Consider the following 25,313-nt stretch of genomic DNA (forward strand, 5'->3'; position numbering starts at 1 on the left):
GGTCACCGGGCGGCCACCTCGACCGTGCCGCCGGCCTTCGCGTCGAGCGCGTCGGCGATGTGCGTGACCAGGTGCCCGACGGTCAGGTCGGCGACGTTCTCCAGGTCCAGCTTGGCGACGAAGTGCGCGAAGTTGACCGTGTCCCCGTACCGGGTCTGGAGCCGGCCGGCGAGCGAGACCACGTCGATGCTCTCCATGCCGAGCTCGTCCCGGAAGGTGGTGTCCATGGTGATCTCCTGGTCGGCCACGAAGTCACCGAGCACGGCGTGGATCATCTGGGTGATGTCGGCGAGGACCTTGGCCTGCGTCGCGGACATGGGGTTGCTCCTTTGCGTTTCGACTGATCGGTGCGGGGGTCAGGAACGGGTTCCGCCGGGGGCGGTGGCGGGCTCCGGACCCCAGGTCCAGGCCACGACGTAGCGGCGGGGCGGCAGGTCGTCGGGGTTGGCGACCTCCCGGTGGCCGACCCGGTAGGTGCGACCGGCCGTCTCGACGGTCAGCGCCTCGTCGGTGGCCGCCCGGACGACGATCGGGTGCGGGCCGCCGGCCGGGCCGACGCCCTCCGCCTTGCCGACCGTCTCCCGGGCCGCCCGGAAGCGGGTCGCCCAGAGCTGCCGTCGGGCGGCGTCCGCGCCGGCCAGCGACGCCAGCAACGCGGTCTCCGCCGGGTCGAGCGCGCAGCCCGCCGGCAGGTCGGCGATCTCGGCGACGTCGATGCCGACGCCCGGCCCGCCGACCGGCTCCCCGGGGGTACGCGGCTTCGCGATGGCCACGCCGATCTCCTGGCAGTGCGCCAGCGACACGTCGCAGTCGCGCCAGTCCCGGCCTTCCCGGGCCTGGACGAACGGGCGGCCCGACGGGTCGTTGCCGACGGTCAGCTCGATCGGGTAGATGTCGGTGTGGCCGTCCTCCCAGAGGCGGCCCCGGACGGCGTCCTTGGCCGCGATCCGGCCGAGCATCCACTGCTTGCGGGTCTTCGCCGGGTGCCGTTCGTACTCGGCGTTGGCGGCGCCGCCGAGGATGCCCCGCGCGGCCATGCCCCGGGTGACCAGGTCGGTCCAGCAGTCGAAGGCCATCGTCCAGCCCTCCGGCTGGAACTGCGACATCGGGTACCGCTCCGGGAAGCGCTCCGCGACCCGGGCCTGCGGGTGGCTGTCGAAACGCCGGTCCACCGCGCCGTTGATCTGCGCCCAGACCCGCCCCTGGTAGCTGAGCTGGGTGTCCGCGACGAGTTGCCCGTCGTCGATGGAACGGACCCGGGCGACGCACTCGAACGCCCGCCCGGCCGGCGGGGGCGGCCCGAAGAACTGGACGTTCCGGAGGCCGACCGGCAGCGCCACGGTCCGGATCGGCTGCGTGGTGATCAGCCAGTTGCCGATGACCTGGAGCGCGTTGTCCAGCAGCGCGCCGGGCGGCACCGGGGCGGTCACGACGCCCCGCACGTGCATGTCGCCGATGGCGTGGATCGCGGTGACCCCCTGGAACCGGGGGCCGTGGAACATCAGCCGCTCGGCGTACATCTCGTCCGCGGGGAGCGTGGTCGGGCGCTCGGTGGCCGGGTCGTGCGTCCAGGGCTGCTCGGTCGGTTCCGGGTACGCGGCGCCCATCTCGACGGTGGCCCGGGCGTACGAGCCGATCGAGCAGGTGTACCGGTTCCCCCCGGCCTCCCGCACGGTGATCTCGACGTCCTGGGCCGGTTCGGCGATCAGCCAACGGTTGAACTTGGCGTCGTGCACCTCGATCACCCGCTGGCCGGGGAGCAGCTGTTCGGCGGCGTCCATCATGTGCTGGACCAGGGCGGTCGCCGGCACCACCGGCCAGCGGTCCTCGATGTTCGGCCAGTCGTCCGGCTGCACGAAGAAGCAGTGGTCCCGCAGGTACGGCATGGTCTCGATGGACACCCGCAGGGTGACCCGACCGACCTCCCGGCTGGCGGCCGGGGCGGGGCGGGCAACCGGCGGGGTCGCCGGTCGCTGCGGCGCGACGGCCGGCGCGACGGGACGGGCGACCGCCGGGACGCCGGCCCGGGGCGGCGCCGGTGGCGCGGCGGACGGCGCGGTGCCCGGTCGGGGCGCGGCGGCCGGCGCGGCACCGGTGCGGGCGGCGGCCGGCGGCACGACGGGAGACCGGGGAGCGGCGGCCGGCGGGGTCGCCGGTGCGGCCGGACGCTGCTGGACGGGTGGGGCCGTGCCGCCCGCCCGGGCCAGCACGCTCGCCGTGCCCTGGGCGGTGTCCCGGAGCAGGGCGGCGAGTTCGGCGGCGGCCCGGGAGTGGCCGGCGAGCTGACTGAGCGCCGCCAGGGCCCCGGCGGTCTCACCGGTCGCTGCCGGTGCGGCGGGCTGGGCGGGCTCGGTCGGCGTCGCCGCGACCGCAGATCCGTTCCCCGGGGTGGGGAGACCGAGCATGCCGGCCGCGTCCTCGCCGAGCCGGACCAACGGTCCACCCAGGTCGAGCTTGATGGTCGGACCACGCTTGCCGGTGCCCACGGTGCTCTTCGCCACCGGGGCGCGACCGCCCGGGGTGGACAGGACGCGCAGGTCCGGCGACCCGCCCTCCACCCAGAGCGCGGTCGCCACCCGGCGGAGCTGGTTGAGCCCGCCCCGGTGCGAGACGTTCACCGGGATCGCCAGGTGGTCCTTGCCGCGCAGGTTGTCGTCGATGAGCGAGGCGAGCTGGCCGGCGCCGACCTGGAGGAAGACCCGGAAGCCGGCGTCGTACATGTTGGCGACGGTCTGCCGGAACCAGACCGGCTCCATCATGTGCCGGATGAACAGGTGCCGGACCTCGTCGAGATCGTCGGGGCACGGCGCGGCCAGGGTGCCCGACCAGATCGGGAGCTGGCTCGGCTGCACCCGCAGCCGGCCGAGCGCGTCGCCGATCGAGCGGAGCCCGTCGCCGAAGATCGGGGTGTGGAACGCCGACTTGAAGGGCAGCTTCTGGCAGAAGACGTTCCGCCCGCGCAGCACCTCCACCAGCCGGTCGACCTCGGCCTCCGGCCCGTTGACCACGCACTGCTGTGGGGCGTTGTCGTGCGAGAGCACCACCCCGGGGAAGTCCGGCAGCAGGGGCGTGACCTGGTCCGCCGCCGTGGCGGCGGCGGCGAAGACGTACCCGGAGATCTCCACCGACTCGGCGCTGAACATGGCGAGGAACTCGTCCATGCTGGCCCCGTCGGCCTGGCCGCTGACCGCGGCGGCGGTCCACTCGCCGATGCTGTGCCCGGCGACCGCGTCCGGCGTCACGTTCATCCGGCGCAGCGCCTCGTGCAGCATCTTGCCCACCTCGATCAGGCCGGCGCCGTGCTGCCCGAGGTCCTCCATCGACCAGGGGCGGTTCGGCATCCCGAAGTGGGCGGCCAGGTCGGTGGTCCGCGGGGCGAACTCCGCCTCCAGACCGGGGAAGACCGAGATGAGCTTGCCGCCGCCGGCCAGCAGCGGGTCCGGGGTGAACCAGATGTCCCGGCCGCCCCGCCACGCCTGGCCCCGGGCCACCGTCTTGCGGGCCACGGTGAGCAGCTTCTCGCTGGGGTTGACGATGCCGAGCCGGACACGTTCGGCGTCGCCGACCGGGCCGGGCGCGGCCTGGGCCCGCTCCGCGCCGAGCCGGCGTACCGTCGCGTCGTCGGAGGCGAGCAGTTCGGCCAGGGCGGCCGGGGTCGGCGCGGCGAGCCAGAGGACCTGGTCCGGCTCGTCCACCACGACCTTCCCGTCGGCCGTCGCGGTCAGCCCGGACGTCGGCAGGGCGACCCCGGCCGAGTCGGTCACCTGCTCGACGATCACGTGGGCGTTGATCCCGCCGAAACCGAAGGCGTTCACCCCGGCCCGGCGCGGACCGTCGCTCTCCCACGGCTGGGCGGCGGTGATCGGCGCGAACCGGGTTCCGGCCATTTCGGCGCGTGGGTTGTCGCAGTGCAGGGTGGGCAGGAGCACGCCCCGGTAGACGGCGAGGGTCGCCTTGATCAGGCCGGCGGCACCAGCCGCCGGCATGGTGTGGCCGATCATCGACTTCACCGAGCCGATCACCGGCTTCGGCCCGCCCCGGTACGCCCCGAAGGTCTGCCCGATGGTGGTCAGCTCGGCCGCGTCGCCGGTGGGGGTGCCGGTGCCGTGCGCCTCCAGCAGGCCCACCGCGTCCGGCGCGGTCGGGTCGAGTCCGGCCGCCGCCCAGGCCCGCTCGATGGCCAGCACCTGACCGGAGACCGCCGGGTTGAACATGCTCGCCGACTTGCCGTCGCTGGAGACCCCGCTGCCCCGGATCACCGCGTAGACCCGGTCGCCGTCGCGGAGCGCGTCGGCGTACCGCTTGAGCACCACGATGCCGGTGCCCTCGCCGATCAGCAGCCCGTCGGCGTTCGCGTCGAACGGCCGGATCTCGCCCTGCCGGGACAGCGCCCGGAGCTGGTTGAACACCGACCAGAAGCTGATGTCGTGCACGTGGTGCACGCCGCCGGCGAGCACCGCGTCCAACCGGCCGTTCTGGAGTTCGGTGATGCCCTGGTCGACCGCGATCAGCGACGAGGCGCAGGCCGCGTCGATGGTGTACGCCGGGCCGCGCAGGTTGAGCCGGTTCGCCACCCGGGAGGCGGCCAGGTTCGGCACCAGGCCGATCGTCCCCTCCGGCTGGTACGGGCCGAGCCGCTCGTCGAACTTCTTGCGGAGCATCTCCAGCCGGGCCGGGTCGACGTCCGGGATCAGCTCCCGGAGGATGCTGATGACCTGGCTGGACATCCGGACCCGCTGGGCGTACCGGGCCTGGGCGGGGCTGAGGATGCCGCCCCGGCCCAGGATCACCCCGACCCGCTCCCCCGACGGGAGCCGGTCCGGGCCGCCCGCGTCGTCGATGGCCTTCGCGGCCACCTCCAGCGTGATGAGCTGGTCGGGTTCGATCTCGTGCACCGAGGCGGGCATCACGCCGAACTTCAGCGGCTCGAAGGTGGCGTACTCGTCGACGAAGCCACCCCGCCGGCAGTACATCCGGTCCGCCCGGTGGGCCTGCTCCGGGTCGTAGAACTCCTCGTCCCAGCGGTGCTCCGGGACGTCGGTGATCGCGTCCACCCCGGCGACCAGGTTGCGCCAGTAGCTGTCCAGGTCGGCGGCGCCGGGCATGAGCGCCGCCATACCGACGATCGCGATCTGCTGGTCGGGCTTGGTCACGACGCTCACCAGCCCGACGCGGTGTAGACGACGGAGGTGTCGCTCGGCTCGGCCCAGGCCAGCTCACGGAGCAGGCTGAGCGCGCCCTCCTCCGGGTCGATCAGGCCGATGCCGCGGCGGGCGTACTCCCGGCTCAGCTCGGCGGTGACCATGCCGCCGTGGCCGGCGCCCGGGGCCCACGGGCCCCAGTGGACGGTCAGGCAGCGGATCCCGGTCTGGGTGGACCAGCGGGTGCCGATGGTGTCCAGGGCGTCGTTGGCGGCGGCGTAGTCGGACTGGCCCCGGTTGCCGTAGGCGGCGGCGATGCTGCCGAAGAAGACCACGAACTTCGGCTGGTCGGGCAGCTCGTCGAGACCGGCGAGCACCGCGCGGGCCCCGTTGACCTTGACGTCGAAGACCCGGGTGAAGGACGCCGGGTCCTTCTCGGCGATCAGCTTGTCCTCGATGATGCCGGCCGCGTAGACCAGGCCGTCGAGCCGACCGTGGTGCTGGTGGATCTCGGCGAGCAGGGCCTTCGTCGCGTCCGCGTCCCGCACGTCGAGAGTGTGGTAGCGCACCTCGCCGCCGAGTTCGGTCAGCTCGGCGATGGTCGCCTCGACCTCCCGGCCGGCCATGATGGCCTGCGCCCGGCGCTCGATCTCGGCCGGTGCGCGCAGCCCCTGCTTCACCAGCGCGGCGCGCAGCTCGGTCTTGTCCCGGGCGGCGGCCAGCGCCGCGTCCTCCGGACCCGCCGGCCTGGGGGTGCGGCCCACCAGCTCGATCCGGCACCGGCCGGCCGAGGCGAGGGTACGGGCGAACCAGGGGGTGATGCCCCGGGCCCCACCGATCAGGACGACCACCGACTCGTGGCTGAGGCCGAGCGCGGCGACCTCCGAGGCTCCTTCACCGGCCGGGCCGGCACCCCGCGAGGCGAGCGCACCCAGGTCCACCTGGACCAGGTCGGCGACGTACCGCTCGTCGCCACGCCGGGCGACCACCGGGGGCTTCTCCTCGCCGACGGTCAGCAGTTCGTCGAGGAGCTGCCGGGCCAGGACCTCCGGTTCCGTCTCGACGTCCAGCTCGACGAAGCGGGCGGTCAGCTCCGGGTACTCCCGGGCGATGGTGCGGAACAGGCCGGGCATGCCGTCGGCGGTGCCGCCGGCCGCCGGGGCGCCGGCGCCGATCAACCAGCGCGGCCCGGTCGCCAGCACCCGCTTGACCAGCGGGAACACCGACGGCAGCAGGGGTCCTTCGGTGCGGGTGAGCCCGTCGAGCAACAGGAACCCGTCGAAGCCCTGGTCGGCCTGCTCGCTGTCGAGGACGCCGAGCTGGCCGCCCGCGCCGTGCTCACCGAGCAGCTCGGCCAGGTACGCCCCGACCGCGCCGCCACCGGTGATCAGGAACTGCTTGCCGGCGAGGAGTTCGGCGGGGTCGCCGAGGGACGCGGGCCGGACCGACTCCCGGGGCACCAGGCGCTTCGGCGGGATGCCGGGGTTCGCCAGTTCCTCGGTCGCGGCCGGGGCGGGGGCCGGCGCAGCCTCGACCGGGGCGGCCGTGGCGTTCATCTTCTGGTCGAGCCAGGTGACCATGGCCCGCACGGTGCGCGCCTTGACCAGGTCCTCCAGCTCCGACTCGTCACCCTCCACCGCGAGATCCAGCCGCGACGCGACCTCACCGGCCACCTCAGCCCGCTTGATCGAGTCGATCGACAGATCCGCCTCAAGATCCAGATCCAACTCGATCAGATCCACCGGATAACCCGTCCGCTCACTGATCACCGCCAGGATCGCGGCCTGGAAGTCCGCCAACGACGCACCACCCGCCGGAGCAGCCGGGACGGCCGGAGCCGCGACGGCGGGCGCGGTGGCGACCGGAGCGGAGACCGTGACGGTGGCGGACATCTTCGCCTCGAGCCAGGTGACCATGGCCCGCACGGTGCGCGCCTTGACCAGGTCCTCCAGCTCCGACTCGTCACCCTCCACCGCGAGATCCAGCCGCGACGCGACCTCACCGGCCACCTCAGCCCGCTTGATCGAGTCGATCGACAGATCCGCCTCAAGATCCAGATCCAACTCGATCAGATCCACCGGATAACCCGTCCGCTCACTGATCACCGCCAGGATCGCGGCCTGGAAGTCCGCCAACGACGCACCACCCGCCGGAGCGGCCGGCGCGGCCACGGGTGCCACGGCGACGGCGGCCGGGGCGGCGGTGCTGCCCATCCGCTGGTCGAGCCAGGTGACCATGGCGCGGACGGTGCGCGCCTTGACCAGGTCCTCCAGCTCCGACTCGTCACCCTCCACCGCGAGACTCAGCCGCGACGCGACCTCACCGGCCACCTCAGCCCGCTTGATCGAGTCGATCGACAGATCCGCCTCAAGATCCAGATCCAACTCGATCAGATCCACCGGATAACCCGTCCGCTCACTGATCACGGCGAGGATCGCGTTCTGAAAGTCCGCCAGCGAGGGACCGGCCGGGGCGGCCGGCGCGGGTGCCGGCGGGGCGACGGGCGCGGGGGCGTACGTGGTCGCCGTCGCGGTCGTCGCGGACCCGCCGTTGGTGGAGACCGCCATCGCCGGGACCGGCGCCGGCTCGGCCACCGGGACGAACTGCGCCGGGGCGTACTGCACGGGCGCGGCCGGAGCCACCGCCGAGCCGTTCGGGTACCCGTCGGTCCGGTGCGGTTCGGCCGGCTGCCAGACCAGGCGTCCGCCGCTGCCGCCGTCACCGAGGAAGGCGAGCATGATGTCCCGCTGCGAGGCGATCATGTCCCGGGTGGTCCGCAGGAACTCGCCGAGCAGCTCGCCCCGGATGTCCTGCACGACGTGCTGGACGGGGACGGGCGCGGGGGCTGCGGCGGGGGCGTGGGAGTGGGCACCGTTCGAGGGGCTCATCGGCAACTCCTTGACGATTCGGGGAGGGGTCATGCCGCCGGGGAGGCAGTCGCCGTTCTGGTCGCGGACGAGTTGCCCGTCGACCGTCCAGACCGGACGGCGGTTCGGCGCGGCGTCGCGGGGCCGGCCGCTGACCCGTCCGTGGAACAGCCAGTCGGTACGGACCGGCACGCCGGCGCAGGCGATCTCGCCGACCGAGATGAGGAATCCGCGCAGTCCGTCGGCCGGTCCACGCTCGGTGGCGACGGCCCGGTACGGCCGGTCGCCGAGCACCGCCTTCACCAGCTTGCTGAGCACCTGGCCGGGGCCGACCTCGACGAAGGTGCGGGCACCGGCGGCGTACATGGCCTCGATCTGCTCGACGAAGCGGACCGGTTCCCCGATCTGCTCGGCGAGCTGCTGGCGGAGCTGGTCGAGGTTGTCGACGTAGGGGGCGGCGGTCAGGTTGGACCAGACCGGGATGCGCGGTTCGCTGATCCGCCGGTCGGCGAGCACCTCGGCGAAGCGCTCCACCGCGCCGGCCACCAGCGGGCTGTGGAAGGCGCAGGCAACCGGGATCAGCTTCGCCGAGACACGGGCCTCCTTGAGCGCCACCACCGCCGCCTCGACCTTGGCGGTCGGGCCGGAGATGACGATCTGCTTCGGCGCGTTCCGGTTGGCGAGCACCACCTCGCTGGTCAGCCCGGCGCTGGCCAGCACCTGGGCGACCTGCTCGGGCGTGGCGCTGACCGCGGCCATGGTGCCCGGGTCCTCGCCGGGGGTCGCGCCGAGGATCGCCGCAGCCCGCTCCCGGCTGAGTTCGAGCAGCGTACGGGCGTCGAACGCACCGGCGACGCAGAGTCCGACGAGTTCGCCGTAGCTGTGCCCGCCGGTCATGTCCGGCCGGACGCCGAGGCGGCGCAGCAGGTGGTCCACGGCGAGGCCGCCGATGCCCAGCACCGGCTGGGCGACCCGGGTGTCCCGGACCCGTTCCTCCTGCCGCTTGCGGCTGGCCGGGTCGAAGGCGGTCGGCGGGAAGAGCAGCTCCGCCGCGTCGCGGTCCAGTTCCAGGTAGTGCCGCAGCTCGGGGAAGGTGACGAAGAGTTCGGCGAGCGCGCCGGGGCGCTGGCTGCCCTGGCCGGGGAAGAGGAAGGCCACCTTGCCGGGGTCGGCGTCGTCGGCCGGTTGCACCAGTCCCTTGGCGGGGTCGTGCTCACCGGCGAGGGCCCGCCGCAGCAGGGTGTCCAGTTCGGTCACGTCCCGGGCGACGATCGCGACCCGGGTCGGTCCCCGCCGTCCGGCGGCCTCCCCGGCCACCTGGGCGGCCAGTTCGGCGAGGCGGCCGGGCCGGTCCCGGTCCCCGTCGGCGGCCAGCCGGTCGGCAAGCTGCACGATCGCCTGGTGGGCGGCGGCCCGGTCGACGCCGGGGAAGCAGAACAGTTCCGCCGGCCAGGTGCGCCGGGCGTGCCGGGGCTCCGGGGCGTCACCGTAGGCGGCGAGCACGGTGTGGAAGTTGGTGCCGCCGAACCCGAAGGCGCTCACCCCGGCGATCCGCTCCCGGGCCGGGGCCGCCCAGGGGCGGGCCTCGGTGTAGAAGGCGAACGGGCTCTGCTCCGGGTGCCAGGCCGGGTTGGGCCGTTCCAGGTGGATGGTCGGCGGGCGGATGCCGTTGTAGAGGGAGAGCGCCACCTTGATCACGCCGGCCAGGCCGGCGGCGCACTTGGTGTGCCCGATCTGCGACTTCACCGAGCCGAGCGCGCAGCTTCCGGGCTCCGCGCCGGCCTCGGCGAACATCCGGGTGAGCGTCTCCAGTTCGGTCCGGTCGCCGACCACCGTGCCGGTGCCGTGCGCCTCGACCAGGCCGACCTCGCGCGGCGAGATGCCGCTGCGGCGGTACGCCCGGTCCAGGGCCCGGCGCTGCCCGTCCGTCCGGGGCGCGGTGAGGCCGAGGGCACGGCCGTCGCTGGAGCCGCCGAGCCCCTTGACCACCGCGTAGATCCGGTCGCCGTCCCGCTCGGCGTCGGCGAGCCGCTTCAGCACGATGCAGGTGACGCCCTCGCCGAGGGCGATGCCGTCACCGGTCGAGTCGAACGGCCGGGACCGGCCGGTCGGCGAGAGCGCGTGCGCGGAGGTGAACATCAGGTAGTCGTTGATGCCGTTGTGCAGGTCCGCGCCGCCGCAGATCATCATGTCGCTGTCGCCGCTGGCCAGCTCCTTGCAGGCGGCGTCCATCGCGGCCAGTGACGAGGCGCAGGCCGCGTCGATGGTGTAGTTGGGACCGCCCAGGTCGAGCCGGTTCGCCACCCGGCCGGCGATCACGTTCGCCAGCACGCCGGGGAAGCTGTCCTCGGTGACCGTGGGGAGCAGTTCCTCCATCTCGGCGGGCACGTCGCCGAGGTACGCCGGAAGCATGGTGCGCAGGGTCTGCGCGTGGCCCATGTCGCTGCCGGCCTCCGCGCCGAACACCACGCCGGTGCGGGAGTGGTCGACTCCCGGGGCGTCGTACGCGTACCCGGCGTCGACCAGTGCCCGGTGGGAGATCTCCAGGGCGAGCAGCTGGGTCGGGTCGATGCTGGCCAGGGCGGCCGGGGGGATGCCGTAGCCGATCGCGTCGAACGGCACCGGCTCGATGAAGCCGCCCCACTTGGAGACGCTGATCCGGCCGGTCTGCCCGGGGCCGACCTCCGGGGCGTAGTAGAGGTCGGTGTCCCAGCGCTGCGGGGGCACCTCGCCGACGGCGTCCGCGCCGCTGAGCACCGTACGCCAGAAGCTCTCCAGGTCCGGCGAGCCGGGCAGGATGCAGGCCATCCCGACGATCGCGATGTCCAGCGGCGCGGGGGCGTCCTCGACCTCGGCGGGCGGCGCCAGCCGGTCCCGGATCACGTCCAGGCTGTTCCCGTGGTACTCGCGGGCTCCCGCGCTGACCGAGTCGTGCAGCCCGGCGATGGTGGTCGCGCTGTCCCGCAGCACCGCCACCTGTCCGGCCATGAACATGCCCTCGGCGGCCTGCGTGTCCTCGTCGACCGAGCGCAGCGTGTCGCCCTCGCGGACGATGCCCTTGCTGGCGATCCGGGCCCGGCCGATGTTGAGCTTCTCGAGTTCCTGCCACGCCTCGCGGCTCTCCACCCCGGACTCGCGCAGCTCGTCGCGGACCCGGTGGAAGTCGTCGACGAACGGGGTGGGCAGGCACCGGGTGACGTGCCCGGGGGCGGTCTCCAGCAGCGCGGTCCGGTCGGCGGCGATCGCCTCGCGCTGGAAGAGCGGCTGGACCGCGTTGTGTTCCACCGCCTCGGCGGTGAAGAGGTACGCGGTGCCCATCAGCACACCGATCCGCGCGCCCCGGCGGGCCAGCGGCGACGCCATGGTGGCGACCATCGCGGCCGAGCGGGCGTCGTGGATGCCGCCGGCGAAGAAGACCTGGAGCGCCGTGGCCGCGTCGGGTTCGGCGTCGAGGTACTCCTCAAGCACCATGAGCTGGGCCTCCCAGAGCGGGAAGCTGGCCCGGGGACCGGTGTGGCCGCCGCACTCGGCGCCCTCGAAGATGAACCGGCGGGCCCCGGAGCGCAGGAATTGCCGCAGCAGTCCCGGCGACGGGACGTGCAGGAACGTGGTGATCCCCTGCTGCTCCAACGCCTTCGCCTGCGGGGGCCGGCCACCGGCGATGATCGCGCAGGCGGGACGCAGCTCGCGGATGATCTCCAGCTGCGCCTCGCGCACCTCCTCGGGGGCGAAGCCGAGCACGCCGACGCCCCAGGGCCGGTCGCCGAGCCGGGCGGCGGTCTCGGTGAGGATCCGGCGGGTCTGTTTCGCGCCGTTGAGGGCGAGCGCGACGAAGGGCATGCCGCCGTCCTCGGCGACGGCGGCGGCGAAGCCGGGCTCGTCGCTGACCCGGGTCATCGGCCCCTGGGCGACGGGCACCCGGATGCCGAGGTCCACGGCCAGCGGCGAACCCGGCGCCAGCACCTCACCGGCGGCGTCGTCGGTGGCGGCGTCGAGCATCATGGCCCGGATGCCCCGGACGGCGGCGGCGGTGTCCGGCCAGCGCTCGGCGAAGACGCTGGCGAGCCAGCCGTCCTGGCCGATCGGCACCAGCTCGGAGTCCTCGTCGTGCGGGCCGCCGCGCCGGATTCCCCGGATCCCGTCGACCAGCACCGTCTCGGAGCCGTCCATCCGCCGGATGGCGCTCTGCACGTCGGTCGGCAGCTCGGACTCGGGCATCAGCGCGAGCTGGCTGTCCAGCACGACGCCGACCGCCCCACCGACCAGGCAGGCGGCCGCGGTGCGGGGGCCGACGCCACCGGCGACCCAGACCGGCAGGTCCAGGGTCTCGTCGGCGACGAGTTGCTGGAGCAGGACGAACGAGCTGAGGTCGCTGCCCCGCCCACCGGCCTCCATACCCCGGGCGATCAGGCCGTGGGCGCCGGCCTCGGCTGCGGCGTGCGCCTCGTCCCGGCTGGTCACCTCGACCAGTACCCGGTAGCGCGGGGCCACCTCGGCCACCGTCCAGGAGGAGTCCGAGGTCAGGACGACCAGGTCGACCCCACCCGGCGCGACGCGTTCCACCTCGTCCACCGTGGCCTGGCACCCGGCCGGTACCCGTATCCCGAGCGGCCCCGACGACCAGGCGACGGCCTGGACGAGCGCGCGCAGCACCCAGTCGTCGCCGCCCGCCAGGTCCAACACTCCCAACCCACCGCCGACGCGAGCGGCGGCGGCCAGTCGCGGGGCGGGCTCTACCGCGCCGCCGGGGTTGACGACCATGACGAGGTCGCGCGTGTACGTTGCAGTACTCATCGGGCTCCCACTTCGTTCGCGAGGGTCTCGCGTTGCGACGGGCTGGATCGGCCAAACCGCGAGTGACCAGATCCGAATTCGCATGAATCGATGTTGCGCTCCGTAACAAGCTAGTGGCAGGTTGTTGCCGAATGATTAACGCCAGCCCGAACGTGAGACGGTCTCAGAATTCCTACCGAGCAGGCGGGATTTACCTCAACCGCTGCCAGGAAGAACCGACGAGAGCCGGTCGAGGATCACTAGAGGCGCACCCGGAACGGGCCGCAAGAAGGTTGTTAATTACTCACGAAACAACTGGCCCGCGAGGGGCCTCATTGACGGGAGACAGTTGATGAATCAACCTGTCTCAATATCCGGACGGGCTCTTGTCAGAGCGACCGGCAGCCGTGGACGATCCCTTTCCATCTCGTAGCCGCCATTCCCTATCGAATTGCTCTGACTTACGCGAGAGCGAGGTGAGGCACCCGGACGACCCGACGCCCTGACCAGCCGGACCAAGACGGCCCACCACCTGCCGATTCGGCCGGCCGAAGACCCGCAGGAGCATCCCGGGACACCGGGACAGCGCCGCCCACCCCGCCTCCCACCTGATGACACGTGGCTCGTGTCACAGATCATCAGCCGACCGATTCGACCCTTAACGATCGTTTTACCGCCACGTGTGGCGTTCGGCGGTTCGATCCGCCCCCGAAACTCGCCGCACCACCGTGGCAACACCCCCGCCACCAGCGCGAATGCCAACCCTCCGGCCCCGACGGGATTGCCGGAGCGCGCTCGTGTCCAGGCGGCTAACTCTCATTACCTCTTTATGATCGGTGGTTAAAAGTGCGTAAACTCATCATGCTCGCCCTGGTGGGCTTCGGTGCCCAACTTGTTGACGGCAGTCTCGGGATGGCCTATGGAGTGACATCCACCACATTGCTGCTCGCCATCAACACCAGCGCCGCCAGCGCGTCCGCCACAGTTCACCTGGCCGAGATCGGCACGACACTCGTCTCCGGTGCCGCCCACTGGCGATTCGGCAACGTGGACTGGCGGGTGGTGCGCCGGGTCGGCGTGCCGGGAGCCCTCGGGGCCTTCCTGGGCGCGACCTTCCTCTCCAGCATCTCCACCGCGGCGGCCGCGCCGATCATGTCGCTGATCCTGCTCGCCCTCGGCCTCTACCTGCTGATCCGCTTCACCGTCGCCGGCCTGCCCACCGGCCGGGTCGGGCTGCCGCTGCGCAAGCGGTTCCTCGGCCCGCTGGGCCTGGTCGCCGGATTCGTCGACGCCACCGGTGGGGGCGGCTGGGGCCCGGTCGGCACCCCCGCCATCCTCGCCAGCGGCCGGATGGAGCCGCGCCGGGTCATCGGATCGATCGACACCAGCGAGTTCCTGGTGGCGGTCGCCGCCAGCCTCGGCTTCCTGCTCGGGCTCGGCTCGCAGAACATCGACTACGGCTGGGTGCTCGCCCTGCTGCTCGGCGGCATGGCCGCCGCGCCGATCGCGGCGTGGCTGGTCCGGAAGGTCCCACCCCGGGTGCTCGGCTCGGCGGTCGGCGGCATGATCATCCTCACCAACGGCCGTACGCTGCTGCGCAGCGAGTGGATCGACGCCCCGGACACCGTCCGGTACATCTGCTACGCCATCGTGACGGTGGCCTGGGCGGCAGCCGTGGTCTGGTCGGTCCGGCAGTACCTCGCCACCCGGAACGAGCCGTCGCCCGCCCCCACCGAACGGGCCGGGCTGGCCGACGAGGTCAGTTCCTGACCAGGACCGGCCAGCACCTGAGGCCGGAGCGCACGCGTCGCCCCCGGGGTCGGGCCGGGTCACCCAGGTAGGCGGGGACCCGGCCGACCCCGGTGCCGCGCCCCAGAGGGGCGGCAGGGGCGCGGGCGACGCGTCAGGCCGGCGGCCCGGCCCGACCGGGCGGCGGCGGCCCCACCTCCCCGGGCAACGGCACCGGCTGGGGCCGCCGGCCGGCCCGCGCCCCGCCCAGCACCACCACGACCGTGCCGGCCAGCAGCACACCCAGACCGGACAGGGCGAGCGGCTGCGGGAACTGCCCCAGCCAGAGCCAGCCGAGCAACGCCGCCCCCGGCACCTCCAGCAGGATCAGGACGCTGACGGTGGTGGCCGAGACCCGGCGCAACGCGTAGTTGAACATCGAGTGCCCGAGCAGCTGCGCCCCGGCGACCAGCGCGAGGATCACCAGCCAGGTGTCGCTGTCGTACCCGCCGAGCGGCACCCCGCCGGCCAGGCAGACCACCAGCAGGACGGCCGCGCAGACGCTGTAGCAGATCGTGGTGTAGGTGGTGGTGCTCAGCGTGGCGCGGGCCCGCTCGCCGAGGGCGGTGTAGCCGGCGATGAAGATCGCACCCGCGATGGCCAGCAGGTCGCCGGCGAAGGCCCGGCCGGAGACGGCGATGTCGGCGCCGCTGGCCAGCACCGCACCCGACACCGCGATGCCGATGCCGACCCACACCGTGCGCGGCAGCCGGCGGCCCTGCCAGCGGGCGATGAGCCCCTGCCACACCGGCTGGGTGGCGCCCAGCGCGGTCGCGGCGGCGACCGAGGTGAGCTGCGCGCTCGGCATCCACGTGGCGAAATGCGCCGCCAGCGCCACCCCGGAGAGCACGCAGTACCAGCCCTCGCGCCGCCCGGCGTCCGACGCCAGGATCCGGAACTCGGCGCGGCGGCGGACCAGCGACCACGGTGCGATGACACCGGTGGCGATGAGGTTCCGCCAGAAGGCGATGGCCAGCGCGGGCGCGGTCGCGAACGCGATGAGCGGCGCCGACGAGGAGACCGCCGCGACAGCCAGCACGATCGCCCCGGTGGTCAGCGGGTCGAGGGGCGGATGCGGCGGTGACGACTGCACGGAGGACGATCCTCACACAGGGCCGGTCGGGGCGGGACGCGCGCACCGGACGCAGCCGGCGCCCGGTGGCCGAACCGTCCTGCGGCGTCCGGTCACCGCCAGCCCTGCTCTGAGCTGGTCGACCGTACGCAGCAGCGTGGTAAGCCGAACCGTCCCGACCGGCGGGACCGGCGGAACCAGCTCCGGTCGACCACGCCGGCGTCAGCGGCGGCGTACCCGGTGCAGGCGGAAGGGCTTACGGGTCTGCCGGACGGCGGGGGTCTCCCGGGGCGGTTCGGCAAGGGAGTCGTCCGGCAACGCGGACCCGGCGAGCGGCGTGCCCGCCGGCTCCAGCCGGTTCAACGCGCAGCCGTCCGTGGCCCACCGGCGCACCAGGTCGGTGACGGAGCCCGAGGCGTTGAGCCGCTTGCCGGCCACCGCCGGGGCGACCGTGGCCCACGGTTCGCTCTCCGGTTCCACCCGAGAGACCCGAGCCGGGAACGTCACGATCCGTCCGCCGTGGTCGCCCCGGAGGGTCACCTCGGCCTCCGTCGCCCCGGCCAGGCCCGGCGCCGTCTGCTCCCCCGGGCCGCTCACCACGAACAGGGCGCCCTCCAGGGGTACGCACCAGAGCGCGAGCGCCGGACCGTCCGGCACCCGGACCCAGGCCACGGCGGCCTTCTTCAGCGCCTCGTCGACCAGGGGCGTGGCCGCCCGCCCCTCCACCTCGTCGCTCACACCCGCAGATCCTGCCCTACGCCGCCCCCGGACGCCCGCCGGACCGCCGTCCGATCGGGGTCGACGGGGTACTTCAGGAGATCCACCTCACCGTCCACGTGGCCGGGCGGGTCAGCCGAGGAAGGGCGGAACGTTGATCTCGCCTCGGGCGACCGGCATCACCTGGCCGCTGACCGTGGCACCCAGCGCGACGCCGCCGGCCGCGGTGACCGTGCAGGTCAGCACGGACGGACGGTTCAGCTCGTAGCCCTGTTCGACGGTGTACGACGACCGCCGGTCACCGGGGAGCAGCCCGCTGGCGACCAGCCACACGCCTAGGCCGAGGGCGGCCGAGCCGGTGGCCGGATCCTCGGGAACCCCCATGCCGGGCACGAAGACCCGGGAACGGGCGGTTTGCGTACCGGCGTCCCAGGAGAAGACGCTGACATGCTCCACTCCGTACCGCTCCGCCGCCCTCGCGTCGACCCGGGCGCGGGCCAACGCGTCCGGGCGGACCGGCAGGTAGGGGAACTCCAGCCCGCAGCCGGCCACCCGGGGCGCCGGTCCGGCGTGGTCGGCGGCCCGCAGGCCGGTCACCTCCAGCAGCGGTTCCACGTCCAGTTCCGGTCCCAGCGTGGGCATCCCGCCGGACAGCGTGGCACCCGTCCCGGTCACCTCGACCGGCAGCACCCCCGCCCCGCACTCCTGGGTGACCTGGCCCGTGTCGAACCAGCCCCGTCGGCACGCGGTCACCGCCGCCCCCACGCTCGGGTGTCCGGCGAAGGGCAGCTCCGCCGCCGGGGTGAAGATCCGGGCCCGGTACGTCGCGCCGACCTGGGTGGCGGGCAGCACGAACACCGTCTCGGAAAGGTTGAACTCCCGCGCGAGCGTCTGCATCTGCTCGGTGGCGAGCCCCTCCGCGCCGAACACCACGGCCAGCGGGTTGCCGGCGAACGGGCGGTCGGTGAAGACGTCCACGATCTCGTAGGCCAAGGTCGACATGTTGATAGACACTAGGCGCATAGGCTGGTCGGCGTGAGCACGCCGACCCGGGTCTACATCGCCCGACTCGCCGGGGTGGCCGTCTTCGACCCGAACGGCGACCAGGTGGGGCGGGTACGCGACGCGGTGGCCCGGCTCCGGCCGACCAACCGCCCGCCCGAGGTGGTCGGACTGGTCGCCGAGATGCCGATGCGCCGGCGCATCTTCCTCTCCATCAACCGGGTCACCTCGCTCGACGCGGAGGCGGTCGTCCTCGGCACCGGCACGCTGAACCTGCGCCGCTTCGAGAAGCGCCCCAACGAGCTGCTGGTCCTCTCCGAGCTGCTCGACCGCCGGGTGCACCTCGATCCGAACGGCCAGGCCGGCACCGTGGTCGACGTGGCGATGGAGTGCTACCGGGGCGGTGAGTGGTCGCTCAGCCGGGTGGCGGTCCGGGAGCAGAGCGGGCGGCTCACCCGCCGGGGGCACCTGCACCAGGTCGACTGGGAGAAGGTCCGGGGCCTCACCGGCTTCGCCGACACCCGGGGCACGGCCAACCTCCTCGCCGTCCTGGAGGACATGCGCCCGGCCGACCTCGCCAACGCTCTTCAGGACCTGCCCGACCTGCGCCGCAACGAGGTGGCGGCGGCCCTGGACGACGAACGCCTGGCGGACGTGCTCAGCGAACTGCCCGAGCACGTCCAGGTCGAGATCCTCTCCGCCCTGGGCCGGGAGCGTGCCGCCGACGTGCTGGAGGAGATGGACCCGGACGACGCCGCGGACCTGCTCAACGAGCTACCCCCGCCGGAACAGGACGTGCTGCTCGACCTGATGGAACCGGACGAGGCCGACCCGGTACGCCAACTGCTGAAGTACACCGCGGGCACGGCGGGCAGCGTGATGACCTCCGAGCCGGTCATCCTCCCGCCGGACGCGACCGTCGCGGAGGCGCTGGCCCGGATCCGGGAGCCGCAGCTCTCGCCCGCCGTGGCGGCGCAGGTCTTCGTCGCCCGGGCCCCGATGACCACCCCGACCGGGCGCTACCTGGGGATGGTGCACTTCCAGCGCCTGCTCCGGGAGCCCCCGGCCGACCTGCTCGGCGGCGTGGTGCTCAACGACATCGACCCGCTGCGGGAGACCACCCCCCTGCCGGAGATCACCCGCCGGATGGCCACCTACGACCTGGTCGCCATGCCCGTGGTGGACCGCAACAACCGGCTGGTCGGCGCGGTCACCGTGGACGACGTGCTGGACCACTCCCTGCCCCGGGACTGGCGGGACCGGGACGCGGCGGCGGACCTCTCCGACGCATCGGACGTGGACCTGCCCGCCGCACCGGACGTGAGCCTGCCCGGTGGGCCGTTGCCCGGAGCGCCGGCCGGGGACCGGCTGACGGACGGTGGGCATGGCTGAGCAGCGCCGCGCCGAACGGCTGGACCAGCCGGCGGAGTCCCGCAAGATCAAGCTACCCCGGTTCGACCCGGAGGCGTTCGGACGCTGGTCCGAGGGGATCGCCCGGGGCATGGGCACGGCCAACTTCATCGTCTACATGACGGTGGTGATCGCGGCCTGGTTCGGCTGGAACACCCTGGCCCCGGCCCACCTGCGCTTCGACCCGTACACCTTCACCTTCCTGACCCTGGTGCTGAGCCTCCAGGCGTCCTACGCGGCCCCGCTGATCCTGCTCGCGCAGAACCGGCAGGCCGACCGGGACCGGGTCTCGCTGGAGGAGGACCGCCGCCGCGCCACCGCCCAGAAGGCGGACACCGAGTACCTCGCCCGGGAGATCGCCGCCCTGCGGATCGCCATGGGCGAGGTCGCCACCCGGGACTTCCTCCGCTCCGAGCTGGCCCGACTGGCCGAGGAGCTGGACGAGGCACAGCAGCGCCGCCACCGGCTCGAACGCCGGCAGCAGGAGAAGTCCGGCCAGCGCCCCGAACCCCTCGACGAGCCCCGGGACGAACCGGACGCGGGCTGACCGCGTACCCGGTGCCGCCGGAACCGCTCCGGCCGACCGGACAGGGGCACACGGCGGGCCGCCGACTCGCTCACACCGCCCCCGCTGCCCGTGGTCACGAAGGGTCGCCGACGTAGCATTGCCGGCATGTCAGCACCCGTCAGCACCGTCTCCGACGCCGTCCAGGCCGCGCTGGCCACCGTCGACGACCCCGAGATCCGCCGGCCGATCACCGACCTCGGCATGGTCCGCTCCGCGGTCGTCGGCGACGACGGCGTCGTCCGGGTCGAGCTGCTGCTCACCGTTGCCGGCTGCCCGCTGAAGGAGAAGCTGCGCGCCGACATCACCGCCGCCGTCGGGGCGGTACCCGGGGTCACCGGTGTGGAGATCGAGTTCGGCGTGATGAGCCCCGAGCAGCGGCAGTCGCTCCAGGCGAAGCTGCGCGGCGGCGGCGCGACCGAGGAACCGGTCATCCCGTTCGCCCAGCCCGGCTCCCGGACCCGGGTGTACGCGGTGGCCAGTGGCAAGGGCGGCGTCGGCAAGTCCAGCGTGACGGTCAACCTCGCCGCGGCGCTCGCCGCCCGGGGGCTCTCCGTCGGTGTGGTCGACGCGGACATCTACGGCCACTCGGTGCCCCGGATGCTCGGCGCGGACGCCCGTCCGACCCGGGTCGAAGACATGATCATGCCGCCCCAGTCCCACGGCGTGAAGGTCATCTCGATCGGCATGTTCACCGCCGGCAACGCCGCCGTGGTGTGGCGCGGCCCGATGCTGCACCGGGCGTTGCAGCAGTTCCTCGCCGACGTCTACTGGGGCGACCTGGACGTCCTCCTGCTCGACCTGCCCCCGGGCACCGGCGACGTGGCGATCTCCCTGGCCCAGCTGCTGCCGAACGCGGAGATCCTGGTGGTCACCACCCCGCAGACCGCCGCCGCCGAGGTGGCCGAGCGGGCCGGTGCGATCGCCCTCCAGACCCACCAGCGGGTGGTCGGTGTGATCGAGAACATGTCCTGGCTGGAGCTGCCGGACGGCTCCCGGATGGAGGTCTTCGGTTCCGGTGGCGGGACGACCGTGGCCGAGTCGCTGACCCGGACCATCGGCGCGCAGGTGCCACTGCTCGGGCAGATCCCGCTGGACACCCGGGTCCGTGAGGCCGGCGACGCCGGCACTCCGATCGTGCTGGCCGAGCCGGCGGCCCCGGCTGCGAAGGCGCTGGACGCGGTCGCCGACCGACTGGCCGTACGCCGTGAGTCGCTGCTCGGAAAGCCCCTCGGGCTCAAGCCCGCCGGCCGCTGACCGACGCCACCTGACCCCCGCCGTCTCGCGGTCCGGGGGTCAGGTGGCGTCGGTGTCGAAGCTGCGGGGCCGGGGCGGCGTGGCGGCCGGGGCGGGTCCGGAGCGCAGGTCCGTCGCGGCGGCCACGTCCTTCAGCTCCTGGTGCACGCCGGTGACGTCGGTGCGCAGGTCGTCGTAGATGCCCTGCAACGGCTTCCGGATCGCCTGCTCGTCCTCCTCGCTGAGCAGGTGCTTGCGGATGAACGCCTTGGGATGCAGGTCCTCCAGCTGGATGTCGGTGCCCAACTCCCGGCTCAGGTCGGTGGTGGCATTCCGGGCCATGTTGCGCAGGTTGCGCACCATCCGCAGGCCGTCGCTGATCACCGCCGGCAGCCGGTCGCCGAAGATCAGCAACGCGAGCAGCAGCAGCGCACCGACCTCGAACGCGCCCAGGTTGTCGAACACGCGCAACCTCCTCCTCGGCATCTGCGGGCAAGCGTACGCACGCCGGAGGGCTTCCGGGAGGGGGTGGCCGTCGCCTACTTGGCGTCTGCGGCGAGCGTCACCGATGCGCTGTCCAGGGACGATCCACGCCGGTACTCGACCGTCACCACCGAACCGGGGGCGAATTTGCGGACCAGGGCGATCAGGTCGGTGGGTTCGGACAGCGGACGCCCGGCGAGCCGGAGGATCACGTCCCCGGCCTTCAGCCCGGCCCCGGCCGCCGGCCCGGAGGGCTCGACCGTGACCAGCCGTACGCCCCCGGTGCCGGGGGCCGCACCCGGTCCGGGCACCTCGGCGCCGATCACCGTGCGGCGGGCCTTGCCGGTGCCGATGATGTCCTGGGTGATGCGCTTGGCCTGGTTGATCGGGATGGCGAAGGCGAGACCGATGTTGCCGGCCTCCTGCCCGTCGGAGACCAACGACTTGATCGTCGAGTTCACCCCGATGACCCGCCCCGCGCCGTCCACCAGCGGGCCGCCGGAGTTGCCGTGGTTGACCGCGGCGTCGGTCTGGATCGCCGCGTAGTAGCGCACCGGTCCACCCGGCTCACCGGCCCGCATGGTCCTGTCCAGGGCGCTGACGATGCCGGCGGTGACCGTGTTCGCCAGGGAGAGCGGCGAACCGATGGCGAGCACCGGGTCGCCGACCGCGAGGGCGTCCGAGTCGCCGAACTCCACCGGCCGCAGCCCGGTCCGGGCGACCTTGATGACAGCGATGTCGGATTCCGGATCCTGACCGACCAGGGTGGCCGGGGCCGAGGAACCGTCGTTGAAGATCACGGTCGTCCGGCCGTTGCCGCCGGCGACCACATGGTCGTTGGTGATCACGTGGCCGTCGGCGCTGGCGATGAAGCCCGAGCCCTCGCTGGTGCCGGCGGCACCACCGACCCGGACGGTGACCACGCTGGGCAGCACCCGCGCGGCGACCCCGGCCAGGGAATCGGGCTTGCGCTGGGCGGCCACCGGCGGGTCCTGCGACTGGGCCCCGAGCACCGTCCCGCCCACGCCACCGCGCACCGCGAACGTGTAGCCCAGTGCCCCGCCGAGCGTGCCGGCGAGCAACGCGGAGACCACGGCGATCAGCAGCACCTGACGCAGCACCGGTCGGCGGGGCGTGTCCGGGTCGGCCACCGGCTCCGGTTCCGTCCCCGGTACCGGCACGGCCGGCAGCACCACGGCGGTGGGCGCGGCCGGGTCCCGCCACGGGTCGGCGAGCGCGTCGGACCACCACGGCGAGGTGGTAACTGTAGTGGGGTACGACCCGCCCGCACCGTGCGTCGGTGCCCCGTACGCACCGCCCGCGCCGTTCGTCGGCCCCCCGTACGCACCGCCCGTCGGCGCTCCCCCGGCCACCGGTGGCCGCGTCGGCGCGGAGTCGTTCGCGGCGGGCCGGCGCCAGTCCCAGCCGTCGGTCACGTCGGTGCCTCCCAGTCCGTCCCGAGCCCCGTACGCCGGGGGCGGGCCGGCGGCACCGGCCCGGCCGCGACGGACGGGATCACCATCCAGGATTGCACGGATGCCCGGACCCGGGTCGGCGGTCGTACCGGCGAACACCACACCGACCCGACCGCGTGGCTGCGCCCCTCGACCGTCGCCTCTAGGCTCATACCGCGAATCCGCCCCGATTCACTCCCGCCGCCCCGGAGGTGCCCCATCGCCACGGCCGCCAGTTCCGGCAGTTCGACGGCGCAGGCCCTGCATTTCGCCGAGTCGTACGTCGCCGAGGACATCGTCCTGCGCACCGCCCGCAGTCTCGCCGAGGAGGTGGGCGTCGACGCGGTGACCACCGGAGCCGGCGCCGCCCTGCGGCTGCTCGCCGCCGCCGGCAGCGCCCGGGCGGTGGTGGAGATCGGCACCGGCACCGGGGTCAGCGGCATCTGGCTGCTGCGCGGCATGCGGGCCGACGGCGTGCTCACCACCATCGACGTGGAGATCGAGCACCAGCGCATCGCCCGCCGGATCTTCGCCGAGGCCGGCTTCCCCGCGGGGCGTACCCGGATCATCACCGGTCGCGCCCTGGACGTGCTGCCCCGCCTCGCCGACGGCGCGTACGACCTGGTGTTCGTCGATGCCGAGGTGACCGGGGTGAGCGCCTGCGTGGAGGCCGCGCTGCGGCTGCTCCGCCCGGGCGGGGTGCTCGCCGTCAACGGCGCGCTGGCCGGCGGGCGGATCGGCGACCCGGCCGCCCGCGACCTGGAGACGGTGACCCTGCGCGAGGCCATGAAGGCCCTCCGGGAGTCGGACGAGTGGGTGCCCGCCCTGCTCCCGGTCGGCCACGGCCTGCTCGCCGCCATCCGCTGCTGACCGCCCCACCGCCGCCCGCTCCATCCGCCACCGGCTCCGGGTGGTTGCCGGGGTCCCCTCCTCATCGAAAAACGGTAGGAAGGGCCCCCTGCAACCAACCGCACCGGCAGCCGACGACTCAGGCCAGCGTCGCCAGCCAGCGGAGCAGACCCCGGACGCCCCAGCCGGTGGCGCCCTTGGCGAGTTCCCCGTTCGAGTCGGACGACCAGGCGGGCGCGGACATGTCGAAATGCACCCAGCGGTCCCGCAGGTCCCCGGTGAACTCCCGCAGGTACAGGGCGGCGACCACGGAGCCAGCGCCCCGGTTCGGGGCGCTGTAGAAGTCGGCCAGGTCGCTGCCGAGATACTCCACGTAGTCGCCCACCAGTGGCATCCGCCAGGACCGCTCGCCCGCCTCGGCGGCGGTGGAGACCAACGCCTCGGCCAGCCCGTCGTTCTCGGTGTAGAGCGCGGCGGTCCGCGAGCCCAGCGCGATCGAGTTCGCCCCGGTGAGCGTGGCCAGGTCGACCAGCACGTCGGGGGCGAGCCGGTCCACCGCGTACGCGAGCGCGTCGGCGAGCACCAACCGTCCCTCGGCGTCGGAGTTGGTGGACTCGCTGGTCAGCCCGCCGTAGTGCTGGATCACGTCACCCGGCCGGAAGGCCGAGCCGGAGACCATGTTCTCGGCCAGCGGCGCGAGGGCGGTGACCCGGACGGGGAGGCGCAGCGCGGCGGCCCCGAGGGTCGCGGCCACCACGGCGGCGGCCCCCGCCATGTCCTTGCGCATCAGCTTCATGCCGGACAACGGCTTGATCGAGATGCCGCCGGTGTCGAAGGTGATCCCCTTGCCGACCAGCACCACGTGCGTCGTCGCGCCGGCCGGGTGCCAGCCCAGCTCGACGAGGCGGGGCCCCTTGGCCGAGCCGCCGCCCACGGCGAGGATGCCGCCGAAGCCCGCCTCGGCGAGCTCGTCGGGCTGCCAGACCCGCAGGTCGACCTCGGGCAGGTCGGCGGCGAGCCCGGCGACCTGGTCGGCGAACCACTCCGGGTTCTTCACCGACGACGGCATGTTGGTCAGGTCCCGGGCGAAACAGGTCATCCGGGCGGTGGTCCCGGCCGTGTCGAGCGCGGCAGCGTACCGCTCCGGCTCGGCGACCGCGATCTCCAGTCCGGTCAACGCGGGGGTCGAGCCGGCGTCGGTCAGCCGGAACCGGTAGGACGCCAGCAGCGCCCCCTCGGCCAGGCCGCGTACCGCCTCGGCCGGCGCGTCGGCCGGCAGGGCCACGGTGGCGGTGCTCTGTTCCGCGAGGGCACGCACCAGCGCCGCCCCGGCGGCCCGCCAACCGGTTTCGTCGCCGTCGCCCACGCCGAGCAGCAGCAGCCGTACGGGGGTGGCCAGGGGGCGCAGGTGGATCCGGGTCTCACCGGCGGCCCCGGTCAGTGCCGCCGCCGGCACCAGCGCGGTGGCCTCCGCGACCAGGTCGTCGGAGAGTGTTGCCGCCGTCGGGACCAGCGCCGCCGGGGCGTCCGTCCCCTCGACGCTTCGGACAGGTAGGACGAGGGTGTCGAACCGGTCGGGACCGGTCACCAGGCGGATGTCCAGCACGCTTTGCCGTACCTCCAGGGATTCTCAGGACACGAAGAGCCTGAGCCACCGGTGTACCGGTGGCTCAGGTTCTTCCGGACCACCCGGGCGGCGGACGCCGCCCGGGCCACTCCTCCATCAGCCGGCGGCTGCCTTCAACGCGTCACCGAGCGCGTTGGCCTCGTCGGGAGTCATCTCGACGACGAGCCGGCCACCACCCTCCAGCGGAACCCGCATGACGATGCCCCGGCCCTCCTTGGTGACCTCCAGCGGACCGTCGCCCGTCCGCGGCTTCATCGCCGCCATGTTGTCTCCCCTCAGACCTACACCAGGGTCGGTGGGTTGCCCCACAGCCACTACGCGTTAAACCC

14 protein-coding genes and 1 pseudogene are annotated in these 25,313 nt (G+C 73.5%); 5 read left to right on the forward strand and 10 right to left on the reverse strand.

Annotated elements, in window-relative coordinates; translation table 11 throughout:
* Positions 1 to 2: 2 nt before the first annotated feature.
* The 3 genes from GA0070618_RS06520 to GA0070618_RS06535 are packed head-to-tail and all read right to left on the reverse strand — an operon-like array spanning position 3 to position 12,802.
* A complete protein-coding gene (locus GA0070618_RS06520) occupies positions 3 to 317 on the reverse strand; it encodes an acyl carrier protein (protein ID WP_088980837.1) in 315 nt (104 codons plus the stop codon).
* Positions 318 to 356: 39 nt separating this feature from the next.
* A complete protein-coding gene (locus GA0070618_RS06525) occupies positions 357 to 5,153 on the reverse strand; it encodes a type I polyketide synthase (protein WP_231931630.1) in 4,797 nt (1,598 codons plus the stop codon).
* 5 nt (positions 5,154 to 5,158) lie between these two features.
* Positions 5,159 to 12,802, reverse strand: a complete 7,644-nt coding sequence (locus GA0070618_RS06535) for a type I polyketide synthase (RefSeq protein WP_231931631.1) — start codon at positions 12,800 to 12,802, stop codon at positions 5,159 to 5,161.
* Positions 12,803 to 13,627: 825 nt separating this feature from the next.
* Between GA0070618_RS06535 and GA0070618_RS06540 the strand changes: the two genes are divergently transcribed.
* Positions 13,628 to 14,551, forward strand: a complete 924-nt coding sequence (locus GA0070618_RS06540) for a sulfite exporter TauE/SafE family protein (RefSeq protein WP_088980838.1) — start codon at positions 13,628 to 13,630, stop codon at positions 14,549 to 14,551.
* A gap of 133 nt (positions 14,552 to 14,684) precedes the next feature.
* Here GA0070618_RS06540 and GA0070618_RS06545 read toward each other — a convergent pair whose 3' ends face one another.
* From GA0070618_RS06545 to GA0070618_RS06555, 3 genes are all read right to left on the reverse strand, one after another.
* Entirely contained in the window at positions 14,685 to 15,662 is a 978-nt protein-coding gene (locus tag GA0070618_RS06545) for a DMT family transporter (RefSeq protein ID WP_088980839.1), read from the reverse strand.
* 201 nt (positions 15,663 to 15,863) lie between these two features.
* Positions 15,864 to 16,379, reverse strand: coding sequence for a hypothetical protein (locus tag GA0070618_RS06550; RefSeq protein ID WP_088980840.1), 516 nt, complete (start codon positions 16,377 to 16,379; stop codon positions 15,864 to 15,866).
* Positions 16,380 to 16,490: 111 nt separating this feature from the next.
* Positions 16,491 to 17,360 carry a PhzF family phenazine biosynthesis protein gene (locus GA0070618_RS06555; protein WP_088980841.1) on the reverse strand — a complete coding sequence of 290 codons (870 nt, stop codon included), beginning with the start codon at positions 17,358 to 17,360 and terminating at the stop codon, positions 16,491 to 16,493.
* 33 nt (positions 17,361 to 17,393) lie between these two features.
* Between GA0070618_RS06555 and GA0070618_RS06560 the strand changes: the two are divergent.
* From GA0070618_RS06560 to GA0070618_RS06570, 3 genes and pseudogenes are all read left to right on the forward strand, one after another.
* Positions 17,394 to 18,629, forward strand: a pseudogene (locus tag GA0070618_RS06560) (magnesium transporter MgtE N-terminal domain-containing protein); the annotation flags it as partial.
* Positions 18,630 to 18,744: 115 nt separating this feature from the next.
* Entirely contained in the window at positions 18,745 to 19,317 is a 573-nt protein-coding gene (locus GA0070618_RS06565) for a DUF1003 domain-containing protein (RefSeq protein WP_088985331.1), read from the forward strand.
* Between the two features lie 126 nt (positions 19,318 to 19,443).
* Positions 19,444 to 20,592 (forward strand): Mrp/NBP35 family ATP-binding protein, encoded by a 1,149-nt coding sequence (locus GA0070618_RS06570; RefSeq protein WP_088980842.1) that lies wholly within the window; start codon positions 19,444 to 19,446, stop codon positions 20,590 to 20,592.
* 39 nt (positions 20,593 to 20,631) lie between these two features.
* Here GA0070618_RS06570 and GA0070618_RS06575 read toward each other — a convergent pair whose 3' ends face one another.
* Positions 20,632 to 21,036 (reverse strand): Sec-independent protein translocase family protein, encoded by a 405-nt coding sequence (locus GA0070618_RS06575; RefSeq protein WP_088980843.1) that lies wholly within the window; start codon positions 21,034 to 21,036, stop codon positions 20,632 to 20,634.
* Positions 21,037 to 21,110: 74 nt separating this feature from the next.
* Positions 21,111 to 22,490, reverse strand: a complete 1,380-nt coding sequence (locus GA0070618_RS06580; protein ID WP_088980844.1) for a S1C family serine protease — start codon at positions 22,488 to 22,490, stop codon at positions 21,111 to 21,113.
* Positions 22,491 to 22,769: 279 nt separating this feature from the next.
* Here GA0070618_RS06580 and GA0070618_RS06585 point away from each other — a divergent pair, with 279 nt between their 5' ends.
* Positions 22,770 to 23,378: an O-methyltransferase gene (locus GA0070618_RS06585; protein ID WP_088985332.1), complete on the forward strand. Its 609-nt coding sequence runs from the start codon at positions 22,770 to 22,772 to the stop codon at positions 23,376 to 23,378.
* Positions 23,379 to 23,496: 118 nt separating this feature from the next.
* Here the strand turns inward: GA0070618_RS06585 and GA0070618_RS06590 are convergent, their stop codons facing one another.
* Together GA0070618_RS06590 and GA0070618_RS06595 are read right to left on the reverse strand one after the other, a co-directional pair.
* Complete coding sequence (locus GA0070618_RS06590; protein ID WP_088980845.1) at positions 23,497 to 24,963, reverse strand: leucyl aminopeptidase family protein; 1,467 nt, start codon at positions 24,961 to 24,963, stop codon at positions 23,497 to 23,499.
* Between the two features lie 117 nt (positions 24,964 to 25,080).
* Positions 25,081 to 25,248, reverse strand: coding sequence for a DUF3117 domain-containing protein (locus tag GA0070618_RS06595; RefSeq protein ID WP_007455245.1), 168 nt, complete (start codon positions 25,246 to 25,248; stop codon positions 25,081 to 25,083).
* Between the last annotated feature and the right edge of the window lie 65 nt (positions 25,249 to 25,313).

It is taken from the genome of Micromonospora echinospora, assembly GCF_900091495.1.
Classification (GTDB): Bacteria; Actinomycetota; Actinomycetes; order Mycobacteriales; family Micromonosporaceae; genus Micromonospora; species Micromonospora echinospora.